This window comes from Pseudomonas sp. AC463 (assembly GCF_979253585.1).
Genome location: NZ_CEEDDZ010000003.1, coordinates 179384 through 193034, shown reverse-complemented (window position 1 = coordinate 193034; position 13651 = coordinate 179384). Strand labels below are relative to the sequence as shown.

10 protein-coding genes are annotated in these 13651 nt (G+C 63.2%); 3 read left to right on the top strand and 7 right to left on the bottom strand.

What is annotated here, in order from left to right:
• Nucleotides 1-118 precede the first annotated feature (118 nt).
• The 7 genes from AC0IYH_RS04915 to AC0IYH_RS04885 all read right to left on the bottom strand — a co-directional run bounded on the left by AC0IYH_RS04915 (nt 119) and on the right by AC0IYH_RS04885 (nt 11333).
• Nucleotides 119-1462, bottom strand: coding sequence for an MFS transporter (locus AC0IYH_RS04915; RefSeq protein ID WP_471833117.1), 1344 nt, complete (start codon nt 1460-1462; stop codon nt 119-121).
• Nucleotides 1463-1487: 25 nt separating this feature from the next.
• Nucleotides 1488-2309 carry an aspartate/glutamate racemase family protein gene (locus AC0IYH_RS04910; RefSeq protein WP_471833116.1) on the bottom strand — a complete coding sequence of 274 codons (822 nt, stop codon included), beginning with the start codon at nt 2307-2309 and terminating at the stop codon, nt 1488-1490.
• A 23-nt stretch (nt 2310-2332) separates the two neighbouring features.
• The gene (locus tag AC0IYH_RS04905) at nt 2333-3223 is read right to left on the bottom strand and encodes a hypothetical protein (protein WP_116629732.1); all 891 of its coding nucleotides are present in this window, start codon (nt 3221-3223) and stop codon (nt 2333-2335) included.
• 33 nt (nt 3224-3256) lie between these two features.
• Complete coding sequence (locus AC0IYH_RS04900; RefSeq protein WP_471833115.1) at nt 3257-4642, bottom strand: aminopeptidase P family protein; 1386 nt, start codon at nt 4640-4642, stop codon at nt 3257-3259.
• A gap of 28 nt (nt 4643-4670) precedes the next feature.
• Nucleotides 4671-6329 carry a hydantoinase B/oxoprolinase family protein gene (locus AC0IYH_RS04895; protein ID WP_471833114.1) on the bottom strand — a complete coding sequence of 553 codons (1659 nt, stop codon included), beginning with the start codon at nt 6327-6329 and terminating at the stop codon, nt 4671-4673.
• A complete protein-coding gene (locus tag AC0IYH_RS04890) occupies nt 6326-8419 on the bottom strand; it encodes a hydantoinase/oxoprolinase family protein (protein WP_471833113.1) in 2094 nt (697 codons plus the stop codon). The genes AC0IYH_RS04895 and AC0IYH_RS04890 overlap by 4 nt, the downstream gene beginning before the upstream one ends.
• A gap of 169 nt (nt 8420-8588) precedes the next feature.
• Nucleotides 8589-11333 (bottom strand): winged helix-turn-helix domain-containing protein, encoded by a 2745-nt coding sequence (locus AC0IYH_RS04885; RefSeq protein ID WP_471833112.1) that lies wholly within the window; start codon nt 11331-11333, stop codon nt 8589-8591.
• Between the two features lie 554 nt (nt 11334-11887).
• Between AC0IYH_RS04885 and AC0IYH_RS04880 the strand changes: the two genes are divergently transcribed.
• From AC0IYH_RS04880 to AC0IYH_RS04870, 3 genes are all read left to right on the top strand, one after another.
• A complete protein-coding gene (locus tag AC0IYH_RS04880; protein ID WP_116629727.1) occupies nt 11888-12625 on the top strand; it encodes a hypothetical protein in 738 nt (245 codons plus the stop codon).
• 135 nt (nt 12626-12760) lie between these two features.
• Nucleotides 12761-13018, top strand: coding sequence for a hypothetical protein (locus tag AC0IYH_RS04875; RefSeq protein ID WP_471833111.1), 258 nt, complete (start codon nt 12761-12763; stop codon nt 13016-13018).
• Between the two features lie 78 nt (nt 13019-13096).
• Nucleotides 13097-13393, top strand: a complete 297-nt coding sequence (locus AC0IYH_RS04870; RefSeq protein WP_471833110.1) for a hypothetical protein — start codon at nt 13097-13099, stop codon at nt 13391-13393.
• Nucleotides 13394-13651 lie beyond the last annotated feature (258 nt).

Sequence of the window (13651 nt, the reverse complement as noted above, 5' to 3'; positions counted from 1 at the left end):
TTTCTGTAGTGAGAACTCCCAGGTTGCCCGGGGAGCCTTATTCAAACGGTGCGCGGATAAAAACGCTGTCGGCTGACTACCCGCTGGCCGCACGGAAACGGCGCCAACCGGGCGTCGATCAACGCAACGCCTCGCCCTCGGTCTCCGGGATAAACACCACCAGCAACACGGTAATCAACATGAACGCGTTGATCAGTGTGGTGGTCATGTTGAACGACGAGCCGTACGCGATCAGCACGCCGATTACCGACGGCGCCAGCACATTGGCCACGCGCTGGGCGAAGATCGCCCAGCCATAGCCCAGCGTGCGCAAGCGCGTGGGGTACAGCTCGCCGATCCAGGCGCCCCATACGCCCCAGGCACCGAGGTTGAAAAACGCCAGGGCAAAGTTGCTCAGGTACAGCATCTCCAGGGATTGGGCGTTGGCAAACCCGTAGCCGGCCAGCACGGCGGCGCTGATAAAACCGATGATGACTTTCTTGCGGCCCAGGCGTTGGGTCAGGTACGACGCGGTGATGTAGCCGGGGATCATGCACAGCGCCGACAGCGCGATAAAACCGTAGCTTTGCGGCAGGCTTAAACCACGTTGTTGCAGCAAGGTCGGCAGCCAGGTCTGCAAGCCCCAGTAGCCCCACGAAAAGGTGAAGTTGACGACGATCTGCAGCGCGCTGACCTTCATCAGGCTGGCGGTAAACAGGTCGCGATGCCGGCCCTGGGTGGTCTGGTCGACCGTCAGCTCACAGCCTTGCGGCACCTGGACCGCACCTCGACTCAAGCGCGCGATCACCGCCTTCGCCTGGGCTTGGCGCCCCACGCCGGCCAGCCAGTAAGGCGACTCCGGCACCCAGCGCGCGACCACCAGCGCCCACAGGCTGCCCAGTGAACTGAGCACGATAATCGCGCGCCAGCCCTGGGGCAGCAGCCACACCGTGGCCCCCAGCGCGAGCAACATGCCGATGGGCCAGCCCGAGGCCAGGTACACCGTCAGCGCACCGCGATGGCGGATCGGCAACAGCTCCTGGTAATGGGCAAAAGTCACCACCATCATGCCCACCGCCGCCACGCCCGAGACCAGCCGCAGCGCGTACAGGGTGAGGTAGTCGGGGGCAAACGCGCTGGCCAGCGACACCAGCCCATACAGCCCCAGGCTCCAGAGGATGGCGTTTTTACGGCCGATACGCTCGGCGATCTTGCCCCAGGCCAGCGAGCCCAGCAGCATGCCGATGAACATGGCGCTGATCAGGTTGCCGATGGCCAGCGCATCCAGGGCCAAGTCTTCGGCGATCAGCGGCGCGGTGTAGACGATGATCATCATCTCCCACGCCTCGATGGCAAACACAAAAAACAGCGCGAGGCAGGCTTTCAGATGCTCACGGGTCAAGGGCACATCGCGGAACACATCGCCCACCGGCAGGGTGGTCGCATTGCTGCCCGGTTCGGGCGTCGAGGTGGCGTCATTCATGCTGGTTTATCCCTGTGCGTTAGGGTCAGGCCTTGACCCGATTGCCGATTGGCACCGGCCCTTGAAACAGCCCGAAGGCCTTGATCTCGGCTTCCGGAGGCGGCTCGCAACTGCCCACCCGGCTGGGCGCCCAGCCAAAGCGGCGCTTCATGCCCGCCAGGGCCTCCGCCATCTTGAAGGCCGCCACCACCGGATCGATCACCGGTACACCGACCTCGCACTGCACCTGTTCAAAGAAGCCGAATTCGATGGTGCAACCGAGCACGATGGCCTCGGCGCCGTCTTCCTCGACCGCCCGCATGGCTTCTTCGATGATCCGTCGGCGGGTGAGGGCCGGGTCCTTCTGGAACTCATCCACGCCCATGCCCAGCTGGCGCATCGACGCCAGCCGATGCTCGGCGCCATAGCCGCGCACGCGCTCGTGCATCTGCTCCATCCATTTGCTGCGGCCGACGATGATCGAGAAGCGGTTGGCCAACTGCGCGACCACTTGCAAGCTGGCCTGGCACGGCGCGACCACCAGGGTGTCGCCGGAAATTTCCCGCGCATCTTCCAGCGCCGGGTCGTAGAAACAGCCGATCACCAGCGCATCGATGTCCTGTTGCCCGCAGTCACGGGCGATGCGAATGGTGCGCTCGTAGGTGAGGGCTTCGTACGCGCGATACTCGAGGTGGGTGGGGCTGGGGTTCATGTCGAAGGACACCACTTCAATCTGGGTCGACGGCAGCTTGATGCCGTGCAGCAAGTCGGCTATCGGCGCGTCGAAGGTCGGCTGGCCGATAGGGTTCAGCCAGCGCACGGTGACCGGTACGTCGTGGGGTAGTTCGGCAAGGTTGTGGGTGTGCATGGGTACGCCCTCGAAGAATGGGCTTAGAAAAACTTCACCAGCGCCATGGTCAGCTCGTTGGAGCGCTTCACATTGGCGCTGCGGTAGTAGTCGAAATTCACGTTGGCAGACAGGTACAGGCCCTGTGCGGCAAACCCGGTGTAGGTCATGGACGGACCGACCTTTCCAACCCGCGATTCAGCGAAGTCCGACGCAGCGGTGTTGTTGATGTGGTAGACGTGATGCACGCCCAGCCACAGGTCTTCGGTGGCCAGGTAGCCGGCGGCCACGTTGGCCAGCCACAGGCTGACGCCGCCGCGCAGGCGCTGCGGGTCTTCAGTGCCCAGGTCGAGAGGCTTGCGGTTGCGCGCGGCGTAGTGAATGCCGGCGGGTGTGAAGGTGGCGGCGAAGCGCCCCACACGCAGGTAGTTGGCGACGCTGAAACTCACCGCATAACGGTTGGCGAAGGCGCCGTAGCCGGCGATATCGTTATTGCCGTTGGGGAACTCGACCATCAGCGTCGGGTTGACCCAGAAAGTGGTGAAGTCGTCCGCGCCGAAGTCGGTCGTGGGCTCGACCACGTTGTAGTAATAGGCGAAACCCAGGTTGGGCGAGGCGATGCCCCAGGGGCTTGTGTCCTTGGCGCCGTTGGTGCTGGCGTAGCCGGGAATTGCACCGACCCAGAACTGCAACTGGTCGCGGGTGGTGTCGGTAAAGCCGGTTTCGGAGAAGTACGCCAGCACCGTGTTGCCGCCGGCCCGTACATTGCCGTCGGCATTGCGGTTGTACACCGGAAACGACTCCAGCGCCCACTTGCCCGGCAGGCCCGGCTGGCCGAAACCAATGAACTGTTCGGCCTGTGCGGTGCTGGCGGCGGCCACCGCCCAGGCGAAGCAAAGCCCTGCGCTCAAGCGCAGCAGGTGACGTGTTTTCATGATGGGTCTCTCTTATTGTTATGCGATAAGCAATCACGCCATGGCGTTTTCGATCGCCTCGGGTTGCTTGGGGATTGCCGGCCCCAACACCTTGCCGGCACGGTCTTGCACCACGACGACATCCTCGATGCGCATGCCGCCAAAGTGTTCGTAGTTGCGAAAACGCGAATAGTTGATCAGCCCGGCGTGGCGGTTTTCCGCTTGCCAGCGCTGGATAAGCGCGGGGATGAAATAGATCCCCGGTTCCACTGTGAGCACCATGCCGCGCTTCAGGGCTTTGCCCAGGCGCAAGTGGCACAGGCCGAACTGCTGGCTGCGCGAAACCTTGGCGTCATAGCCCACGTGGTCTTCGCCGAGGGAATCCATGTCATGCACATCCAGCCCCAACTGGTGGCCGAGGCCGTGTGGAAAGGCCAGTGCGTAGGCGCCGGACTCAACGATGTCGGCCGCCGAGCCGTTGAAGAACCCCAGCGCCTGCATGCCTTCGGCGAGTTTCAGCGCGGCCTGTTGGTGCACCTCCATAAAGGTCACCCCTGTACGACTCTGCTGTATGCCATGCACTTGCGCGCCGAGCAGCACGTCATACAGCTCGCGCTGATGCGGCAGAAAACGCCCGCCCACCGGCAGCGTGCGGGTTACATCGCTGGCGTAGCCCAGGGGGCTGCAGGCGGCGGCATCGTTGATCACCAGGTCACCGTCGGCCAGGCGGTTGTGGTGCTCGAACAGGTGCAGGATGTCGCCACGGCGGGTGAAGATCGGGCAGTAGGCCTCCTGCACGCCCTCGCGGCCCAGCACATGGCGCATATGCGCCACCACTTCACGCTCGACCACGCCGGGGCGGGTGGTGCGCATGGCCAGGCGATGCATCTGTTCGGTCACCCGCAGGGCGCTTTCGATCTGCGCCAGTTCCTGCTCGTCCTTGACTTCGCGCAGGGCCACCACTGCGCGGATCAGGGCACGTGAGGCCTTGCCCGCCAGGCTGCCGGAGGGCAGTTGCGTCAACTGCGCCAGGGTCAGCGCCGTTTCGCCGCGGCAGGGCGGCAGGAAGTGCACGCTGCGCCCGTAGCGCATGGCGCGATTGACGAAGGACTGCACGCGGCTCATCGAGCGCACTTGCTGGCAGCCGCACGCGCTGGCCAACTCGGCCGTTGCCAGGGGTTCGCCGAGCCAGATGACGTCGCTTTCAAGGCTGTCTTCGACGAACAGCGTATCGAGCTTTTCTTCCAGGTCGATGATGCCGATCAGGCCTGGCCGGTTGATGCCAAAGAAGTAGCTGAAGCTGGCGTCCTGGCGAAACGGGTAGGGGTTGAGGGCAAAGTTGATCGGCGCTTCGCCATGGCCGATCAGCAACACGATGCCGTGGTTCAAGCGCTCGCGCAGGGCTTGGCGGCGCTGGATGTAAACCGTAGGTGCGAACATGGGTATTACCTCTGCGAAGGTTCCTGGGTCAAAGCGTGAGGCCGTAGACCGTGCGGGCACTGTGAGCGTCGACATAGCCGTTTCTGAGGTCGTCCAGCACCGCCTGTGGATCGCGATCGGCAGGCGGGCCGAAGCCACCGCCGGCCCCCGTGCGCACGCGCACCAGGTCGCCCGCGTTGAGGGCGATGCTGCTGGCCATCGCGTAGCGTTCTTGCGTGCCGTCATCACGCACCACTTCGATGTAATTGGGTGAGCCTTCGAAGCCTTGCTCCAGGCCCCAGGGCGGTGCCACGGCGCGGGTGTAGCCGCAGGTCAGGAAGCTGCCATCGGCGCGGATGCGATAGTCGATGCAGATGCCTCGGCCACCCCGGAACTGGCCATGCCCACCGGGGGCGTCGTTGAGTGCCAGGCGTTCGACATACAGGCCATAGCGGGCCTCACACACTTCCACCGGGCAGTTGAAGGTTTCGCCATGCAGGCCCGAGTACACCGCGTTGTTGCCATCGCGCCCGGCCTCGGCGCCCCAGCCGCCGATCTCCGGTTCCACCAGGGTGAACAGGCGCCCGGTATCGGGGTGCACGCCGCCGATGATGGTGGCGCACACCGAGGCGAAGTTGCCGGCGGGCAGGCGGTACGGGAAGCGCTCGGCCAGGCAGCGCAGGATCAGGTCATGTACGCGGATCAAATTCTCGAAGTAGAAGCCTTGGGCGGCGGGTGGCTGGGCGTCGAACAACGAGCCGGGGCGGGTCAGTACCCGCAGCGGGCGGAAGGTGCCGCCGTTGGTCACGCCCTGGGGCGCGGTCAACGCCTTGAAGGCCATTTGCGCCGCGACCACCGCGCCGTCCCGGCTCAGGTTGGTAGGGCCGCCGCATTGGTCGGGGTTGTCGCGCAGATCGATGATCAGCTCACGCGCGGAGATCTGGATGGCGACTTTGAACACACTGCCGTCGTCCTGCAGCTCCTCCTTTTGCAGCGCCCCGGGCGGCAAGCTGCGCAGCGCACTCAAGGAGATTTTTTCGCCCAGGTCCATGAACGCTTGCATGGCCGCGAGAAACACTTCCACACCATACTTCGCACTCAGCGCTTGCAGGCGCGTGGCGCCACCGCGCACGGCGGCGATGCCGGCCCACAGGTCACCCTCCATGAAATCCGGCATGCGCGTATTGCAGCGCAGAATCTGCAGTACCGAACGGATCGGCTGCCCGCGGCTGATCAGCTTCACCGAGGCCAGGCGCAGGCCCTCCTGGAAAATATCCGTGGCCTCGGTCGACAACGACCCCGGCACCCTGCCGCTCACATCGTTCCAGTGCGCGATGTTGGCGGTCCAGGCCACCAGGCGGCCCCCGGCGAACACCGGCATGGCCAGCACCACATCGTTCAGGTGCGTGACGCCGCCGCTGTGGGGGTCGTTGGTGATAAACACATCACCGTCCTCGATCTCGCCGGGCACCGGGTGCTGGATCAGGACCTGCTTGACCGCCTTGTCGAGCACACCGACGAACGCCGGAATACCGGCCCCGGAACTCGCGATTTCACCTTGGGCATCGGTGATGCCGGTGCCCATGTCCAGCACTTCATAAATGATCGGGCTCATGGCGGCTTTGCGCATGGCCGTGAACATTTCATCGGCGATGGCCTGCAACGAGTTCTGGATGATGTCCAGGGTGAACACATCAAGCTGGCTCATGCGCCTGCTCCTTCGTCAACGAGGGTGATATGCAGGTTGCCGAGTCGGTCGACCAGCACCTGGTTGCCGGGATGCACCAGCACGGTGGAGCCCGCGTCCTCGATCACCGCCGGGCCATGCAAGCGCATGTGCGGCTCCAGGCGGGCGTAGTCGTAGATCGCGGTGTCGTGGATGCCTTCCAGGGCGAAGTCCACCGGGCGCTGGCCTTTGTGTGCGTCGGCCAGCAAGCGGCCGGTGACAGGCAGGGCTTGCAGGTTCAATTTGCCGATCTGGGCAACCGCCACCAGGTGGAAGCCGATGATTTCCAGCGGCGCCTGCAGGCGGTAGGTGTATTGCTGTTCATAGAGGCCATGAAAGCGCTGGGTGATGGCGGGCCAATGCGCGGTCAGTGATTCGCCTTTGCTCAGTGGCACCTCAACGGCATGTTCCTGGTTCTGGTAGCGCAGCTTGCAATACACCTGCAACTCGACCTGTTCCGGGGTAATCCCGTCGTCGATAAATTGCGCGCGGGCGTTGTGCATCAGTTCCTGCACAAACACCTGGGTCTGCGCCACTGCGCCGTCGCGCTGGGTTTCAACGAAGCGATTGATAAACAGGTCACGGCGCAGGTCGGACATGGTCATGCCCCAGGCGGAAAACACCGAGGCGCCACGCGGCACGATGACCTTCTTGACCCCCAGTTCCTGGGCCAGCGCCACGGCGTGCATCGCGCCGCCGCCGCCAAACGCCACCAGGGTCAGCTCCCGCGGGTCGTGGCCACGGCTCAACGACACCAGCTTGAGCGCGTTGACCATATTGTCGTTGGCGATGCGCACGATGCCCCGGGCGATCTCGTTGATGGGCAGCTTCAAGCGTTTGCTCAACTGGACAAAGGCCTGGTGCACGGCGGACATATCCGCCTCCAGCTCACCGCCGCAGAAGTAGTGTGGGTTGATCCGGCCCAGGGCCAGGTTGGCGTCGGTGGTGGTGATTTGACTGCCGCCGTTGCCATAGGCTGCAGGGCCAGGCACGGCACCGGCGGATTGCGGGCCGACATGCAGCTTGTCGAACTCATCGACCCAGGCAATCGAGCCGCCGCCGTTGCCGATTTCCACCAGGTCCACCACCGGCACCATGATCGGGTAGCCGGCGTTAAGGCGGTCGCGTTCAATCCAGTAATCGGTCTTGATCGACACCTGGCCGTTACGCACCAGCGAGCACTTGGCGGTGGTGCCGCCGATGTCCAGCGCCAGCAGGTTCGGTTCGTCGAGCAAGCGGCCCAGCTCGGCGGCGGCCCAGAAACCGCTGGCCGGGCCGGACTCGACCATGGTGATGGGGGTGTCGCGGGCATGGCGCACACTGTCGACGCCGCAGTTGGATTGCATGATGTACAGCGGCGCCTGATAGCCGCCCTCGCGCAGGCCGGTTTCGAGGTTGTCGAGGTAACGCGCCGCGATGGGTTGCACATACGCCGACAGCACGGTGGTACTCGAGCGCTCGTATTCGCGCCATTCGCGGGTGATCTGGTGGGAGGCCACCACCGAGATCCCGGGCCACAGCCGTCGTACTTCGTTGAGCACGGCCTGTTCGTGGGCCGGGTTGGCATAGGCGTGCAGCAGGCAGATGGCGATGGCCTCTACGCCATCGGTGCGAAAGGCGCCGAGCATGTCGGGCAGGCAGGCAAGGTCCAGCGGCTCGCGCTCGCTGCCATCGGTGTGCAGGCGCCCGGCGATTTCGCCGCGCAGGTAACGCGGCACGAACGGCGTGGGTTTGACCCATTTGAGGTTGAAGTAATCCGGGCGGTTGGCGCGGGCAATTTCCAGCACGTCGCGAAACCCCTGAGTGGTGATCAGCGCCGTCTTTACGCCGCGCCGTTCGGTGAGGGCATTGATCACCACCGTGGTGCCGTGGGCCAGAAAGTCGACGGCGTTGAGGTCCACTTCGGCTTTGCGCAACACATTGAGCACGCCTTGGGCGAAGTTGGGCGGGGTGGTATCCACCTTGGCGGTACGAATGATCTGCTCGCCGGTCGCCGGGTTGCTTTCGAAATAGACCAGATCGGTAAAGGTGCCGCCGACATCGGTTGCTACACGTACAGTTTTGCCGTCCATACCCACGGGGCATCTCCTCAGGCGAATGATGTGATGGGAGACAGGAGAGCCTGGGGCTCTCGCTGGTAGGGTCGATGCTAGGCGGGGAAGAGCCCGGCGGGCCACGGGCGGCGAGGGTAGGTGGGTGGGCTTTTGCAGCGAGGGCTACCCGGATGGGTAGCGCGGTGGGTCACGCAGGCGGGTCAAGCACGCCAAGGCGTAATGCAGCGCTGATGGCGGCGGTGCGGTTGTCCACCGACAGTTTGGCGAATACATGCTTGAGATGGAATTTGACGGTGTTCTCGGAGATGTCCAGCGCCTGGGCGATCGTCTTGTTCGGCTGGCCGTTGGCGAGCAGGGCAAGGATCTGGGTTTCCTTGGCGCTGAACGGCAAACGCGCCCGCACTGGATGCGCGCGCCAGCCGCGCAGGCGGGTGAGCAGCGCGGCCTGGCCGGGAAAGGTCTCCGGGCAAGCCTCAAGGGCGGGCAGCAGGCTTGGGCCCACTTCCAGCAGCAGGCCGGGCAAGGCCTGGGGTGACACCTGGGTGAGGATCGCGGTGATGGCCTGAGGCTCCAACCCGGGCTGGCCTTTGCTGTACGCCGCCAGCGAAAGCAATTGCAGGCGCCAGGTGCACAGCTTCAAGCCCTTGCCCCCCAGCACCATGACGGCCTGTTGCAGGCGGTTCAAGGCGGCGCCCGAGCTGCCCGTGGTCAGCTCCAGCCGCGCCAGTGCGAGGGTTGCTGCCTCGTAATTGCGCCAATCGGCGTGGTTGCCGGCAACGCGTTCAAGGTCGGCGTGCACCGCTTCCTGGCGTGCTTGAGCCGACCATCCGCATTGCAGCAGCAGATCCACGCGCCAGGCTTTGACCAGTTGGTTCATGCGTGGCCAGTTGCGTGCGGTCGCCAACCCGTCCACCTGGTCCAATTCGCGCAGCGCAGCTTGCAAACCCTGGTTGCGCAGGGCGGTGCGCCAGGCCACCTCGGCGGGGACCGCGGCGATATCCAGCCAGCCATCGGTCTGCTCGATAGAGGCCCAGCCGTCGCGCACCCAAGGCGTGGTTTCGGCCCAGGCGCCTTGCCAATACAGATGCTGGGCCTTGAGGCAGCCGACCAGCGCCTTGGCGGAGCTTTCACGGCCAAATTGCCGGGTGGTAATCGCCAGGGACTCCTCCACCGTTCGGCTCGCTTGTTCGATGCTGCCGCTCATGGCCAGCGCTTGCGCCTCATGTACGCGGCAATAATGTTCGCCGCGCGGGGTGTCGATCGAGCGCATTTTGATCAGGGCCCTACGGATAGTGTTCAGCGCCTGGGCCGGTTCGCCGAGGGATATCGCCTTCACCGCCTGCACGGCCTCCAACGTGGCCAAGGCCATCACCTCGTCGCCATGCAGCTGCTCCGGGTCGAAGGCCGCCACCTCGCCCGCGTCAAAGCAGTCCACATAGGCGTTCGCCAGCGTCTGGATGACATGGAAGTCACGGGCCTGGCGCTTGTCGGCCTGGATGAGGCCCTGGGCCAGCTGCAACATGTGGGCAGCCATTGCATGGTCGCCGAGTTTGGCGTGCAGGTACGCTTGCATCAGTAACAGGTCCGGCTCACTGCGCCGGGTCGGCTCGTCGAATTGTCGCAGCAGGCTCTGTGAATAGCGGATGCCGTGGTTGAGCACGGTTTCCCAGCCCCCTGCGCGCACCACCAGGCGGGTGGCCAGGCGCGTGTCGCCGGCACGCAGGGCATGGCTGACGGCCTGTGCCCAATCTTTCTCCTGGGCGAGCCACTGCGCGGCTGCGCGATGGATGCGCTGGGCGTCTTGTGTGTCGATCCGTGCCCGCAGAAAGTCGCGCAGCAGGCGGTGGTGACGAAACCATTTACGCCCACTGTCCAGCGGCACCAACAGGGCGTCCAGGTGGTCCAGTTTGGCCAGCAGTTGCGCGGTGTCCCCGCGCCCTCGCACCGCGTCGGCGAAGCTTGCGTCGAAGCGCTCCAGCAAGGCGGTATCGAGCAGAAACGCCTGGCAGTCCGCCGGTAGCCGCTCCACCACTTGTTCCGTCAGATACGCGGCCATATCGGTGACGCGACCAGAGAACTCCTTAAGGTCGTGCAGCGACCCGTTGCCGCTGCCTCGCCACAGCCGCGCCAGCTGTACGGCAACCACCCAGCCTTCGGTGGTTGCATGCAGGTGCTGCAGGTCGTCGTCCGAGAGGTCAGCGCCGAGTATGCCGCGCGTTTCGTCCACGCACAGGGTCAGGTCCTGCGCCGACACTTCATGCACCCACCCCATGGTCTTCCAGCGTGCCAGCGGCCAGCGCGGGCGCGTGCGGCTGGCCACGACCCACTGCAGCCAGGGCGCGGCCTGTTCCAAAAGCGCTTGCACCAGTTGGTCGAGTGGCTCGTTGGGCGCACTGCAAAAATCATCCAGCAACAAGGTGATGGGGCGGTTTTCCGTGGCCAGGGCGTTCATCAGGGCGGTGAGGGTGCGCTGGGGGGCTGGGTCCAGCGACTGGGTCTCGGCCAGTTGCCGTAACGGGCCAAGGTCCAGGCCGGCGTGGTCAAGCGCCAGGATCAGGTAGGCAAGGAAGCGATTGGGTTCGGCATCGGCTTCATCCAGCGATAGCCAGGCCACGATGGCCGCAGGGTCGGGGCGCAGCAGTTCTTCGCGCCACTGCATCAGCAGGGTGGTTTTGCCGTAGCCGGGCGGTGCGACCACCAGCATCAAGGGGCCCTTGATGCGGGTTTTCAATGACGCCAACAGACGTTGACGCGGCAGGGACATCACCAGTGTCTGCGGCGGCGTCAATTTGCCGACCCAGCGCCAGGCATGGGGTGAGTGATACGTAGGGTCGTGGGTCACGGCGGCGTGTGTCGAGGCTGAGGATTCAGAGGCTTTATCAGCAATCGCCGTAGCGCGTTGGGTGGTTGCGTAACGGAATGTTTTATCCATGGCGGCGCGGTGTCTGTCAGCAGGTCGCTGCGGCGCTCGCCACAGTCTCATCACCCATATGCAGCGCAGCTTATGGCTCTTTTCCTACACCCTTTGCAGGAGTTTTCCGAAACTGTACGTCAGTGACTTTTTATGACGCGCAAAAGCTTCCAGAGCCGCGATCGCAGCTGACTTCAAAGGCCGTCACTGACCACTCAGCAAAAAAGCTGAGCCACCGAAAGCAGGCAAATCACTTGCACCAACATTTGCGCTCGAATGGGATGTTTCATCGCCGCCAACCTCCTGTACAGCTGCTGGTAGTGTCATGGGTAAAGGCCCGAGCCAGAGCGTTCTACGGGTGTAGATTCGGCCTGGATCGCCAATAACACATGCAACTGTTGAGTTGAGTATAGGTCGGGAAACGGATTCTTGACGGTTGGCCGGTTTGCGCTGGCCGGCGGGCGTTGCTTACAACTATCTGCCTGGCCCATCGCACTTTTTTTCATTTCTCCAATCTATCTCTGTCGCAGCCCCGCCGATTCCCCGCGTGGGCAACAGAACCAGACCGGGTGCCGATGGATCGCACGTCACTGTTACTCAACCTTCGCCGTACGCTGCTGGCCGCCGTGTTGTTGCTCTGTGCCAACGGCTGCACGCAGCAGCAAGGGCGCGATATCGCCAAGCAGTTCAGCAATGGCAAACCCGATGAATTCTTCCAGACCAGTGTCGATCGCATGGCCACCCTGGGCATGCGCGACAACCTGCAAAGCCTGTATCTGTTGATGAACAAGCTCTACCTGCGCAACCCCAACCAATGGCGACAGTCGGGTTACCCGGATGCGGTGACGGCTGCGCGCGAGATCCGCCAAGCCATTGAGCAGCGCCGAACCTTGCCGGCCCTGGGCGAGCGTCGCGACCTGGCCGCCCTGAGTTATTCGTTGAGCCCGGAGTTCAAGGGCGACCGGGTCGGCGCGTTTATCTATGCCATCGGCAGCATGCTGGTGACGGCGCACGGCGGGCGTACCGAGTTCTACATGACCGACTCGATCGACCCGCAATTCGTCAGCAATGCCGCGCGCAATATCGAGAAGGCTACCTGGTTGCTCGGTAAACGCCAGGACGCGAATGGCGTGCTGCTGCTGTTTTCCAACGAGATTTCGGAGGAGGGCAGCAACCTGAGTTTTGCCGTCGAGTTCGGCAAAATCGTCGCACGCCTCGACCTGTTGACCCAGATGCTGGATGAGCGCTACCGGCGCATTGGGCTCAATTACGCGCAAAGTTTGTTGCTGATGAATTTCCTGCCGGTGCAGTAGCGGTAACGCTGCCGGGCGGTCGGTGCGCTGTTTCTTTTTCATATGTAGGAAACGGCCGATAATGCGTTTCGCCGCTTGAACACCCTTCCTGCGCGCAATAGCCTCGGACTTTTCCGCAAATAATGAGGCCCGACCTTGGGTAAGCGAAAAACGGTGTGGCCGACAGACCGCGAAATACGCCTGCGCTTTATCCTCTTCGCAGTGATCGATGCTGCGAGCGTGCAGGGCGTTCCCTCCGAGCTGTTGCTGCCCGCCCATAAGCTGCTTCGTGACTCGCCGACAGAGGCGCAATTGCTTGCGGCGGTGCGTGAAATTCTGGCCACCGATGAAATGTACGGATTCAGGTTCCCTCCGGGGTCAGAGGCGGAAGAACTCATGCAGGCGCTGGAGTAAACCGCCAGCTACAGTTGTGTGTGCTGTGCTGCAGTTTGGCTTTCACAGTATTTCGATCAATGAACGGAGACGTTTCCAATGAAGAAATTACTGATAGGTGCACTCGCAGTACTGTTTTCCACCATGGCGCTGGCGGACTTTTCGAGGCAGGTTCGCGAAGACCAATCCGGTTTGGATGTATTTGCGACCAACACGGATGATCGGCCACACACCTGCCATATCAGTTACAAATTTTTTACTGAGAACAGCCCGCAAGGGCAAAACGTGAACGTCCAGGCGGTCGCACATCCTGGGATACAGAACCAAGTGATTCACTCGACCCGAGGCGGTTGGTCACAATTCCGCACAACGGGCCTCAGTGTGCAGTGCAATTAAGCGCCGAGTTCAACTGACGTTGTCGGGAAGACTGAGGTATTTGTCTTCCCAGGTCGCTGTACAGCACGAAAATTCGCGTTGCCCGCGCCTGCGTTAGATCGTTTATTTCCTTACGGTTGGTCGACATTCCTGCATCGAATATCCATCGCGTCGGTTACCGCAAATAAACAGCGCGAAATAATGCACTAGCGCCGAAATCATCATCATCGCATCCAATGTCGCTGTCTTGAGCGGCTAAGCTTTCCTTCGAACGTCCAA

What these genes read in the sequence shown, in the direction of transcription:
- AC0IYH_RS04880 (WP_116629727.1), top strand. Translation starts at nt 11,888, where the DNA reads ATGGATCGCACGTCACTGTTACTCAACCTTCGCCGTACGCTGCTGGCC.
- AC0IYH_RS04890 (WP_471833113.1), bottom strand. Translation starts at nt 8,419, where the DNA reads ATGGACGGCAAAACTGTACGTGTAGCAACCGATGTCGGCGGCACCTTT.
- AC0IYH_RS04870 (WP_471833110.1), top strand. Translation starts at nt 13,097, where the DNA reads ATGAAGAAATTACTGATAGGTGCACTCGCAGTACTGTTTTCCACCATG.
- AC0IYH_RS04900 (WP_471833115.1), bottom strand. Translation starts at nt 4,642, where the DNA reads ATGTTCGCACCTACGGTTTACATCCAGCGCCGCCAAGCCCTGCGCGAG.
- AC0IYH_RS04910 (WP_471833116.1), bottom strand. Translation starts at nt 2,309, where the DNA reads ATGCACACCCACAACCTTGCCGAACTACCCCACGACGTACCGGTCACC.
- AC0IYH_RS04885 (WP_471833112.1), bottom strand. Translation starts at nt 11,333, where the DNA reads ATGGATAAAACATTCCGTTACGCAACCACCCAACGCGCTACGGCGATT.
- AC0IYH_RS04895 (WP_471833114.1), bottom strand. Translation starts at nt 6,329, where the DNA reads ATGAGCCAGCTTGATGTGTTCACCCTGGACATCATCCAGAACTCGTTG.
- AC0IYH_RS04905 (WP_116629732.1), bottom strand. Translation starts at nt 3,223, where the DNA reads ATGAAAACACGTCACCTGCTGCGCTTGAGCGCAGGGCTTTGCTTCGCC.
- AC0IYH_RS04915 (WP_471833117.1), bottom strand. Translation starts at nt 1,462, where the DNA reads ATGAATGACGCCACCTCGACGCCCGAACCGGGCAGCAATGCGACCACC.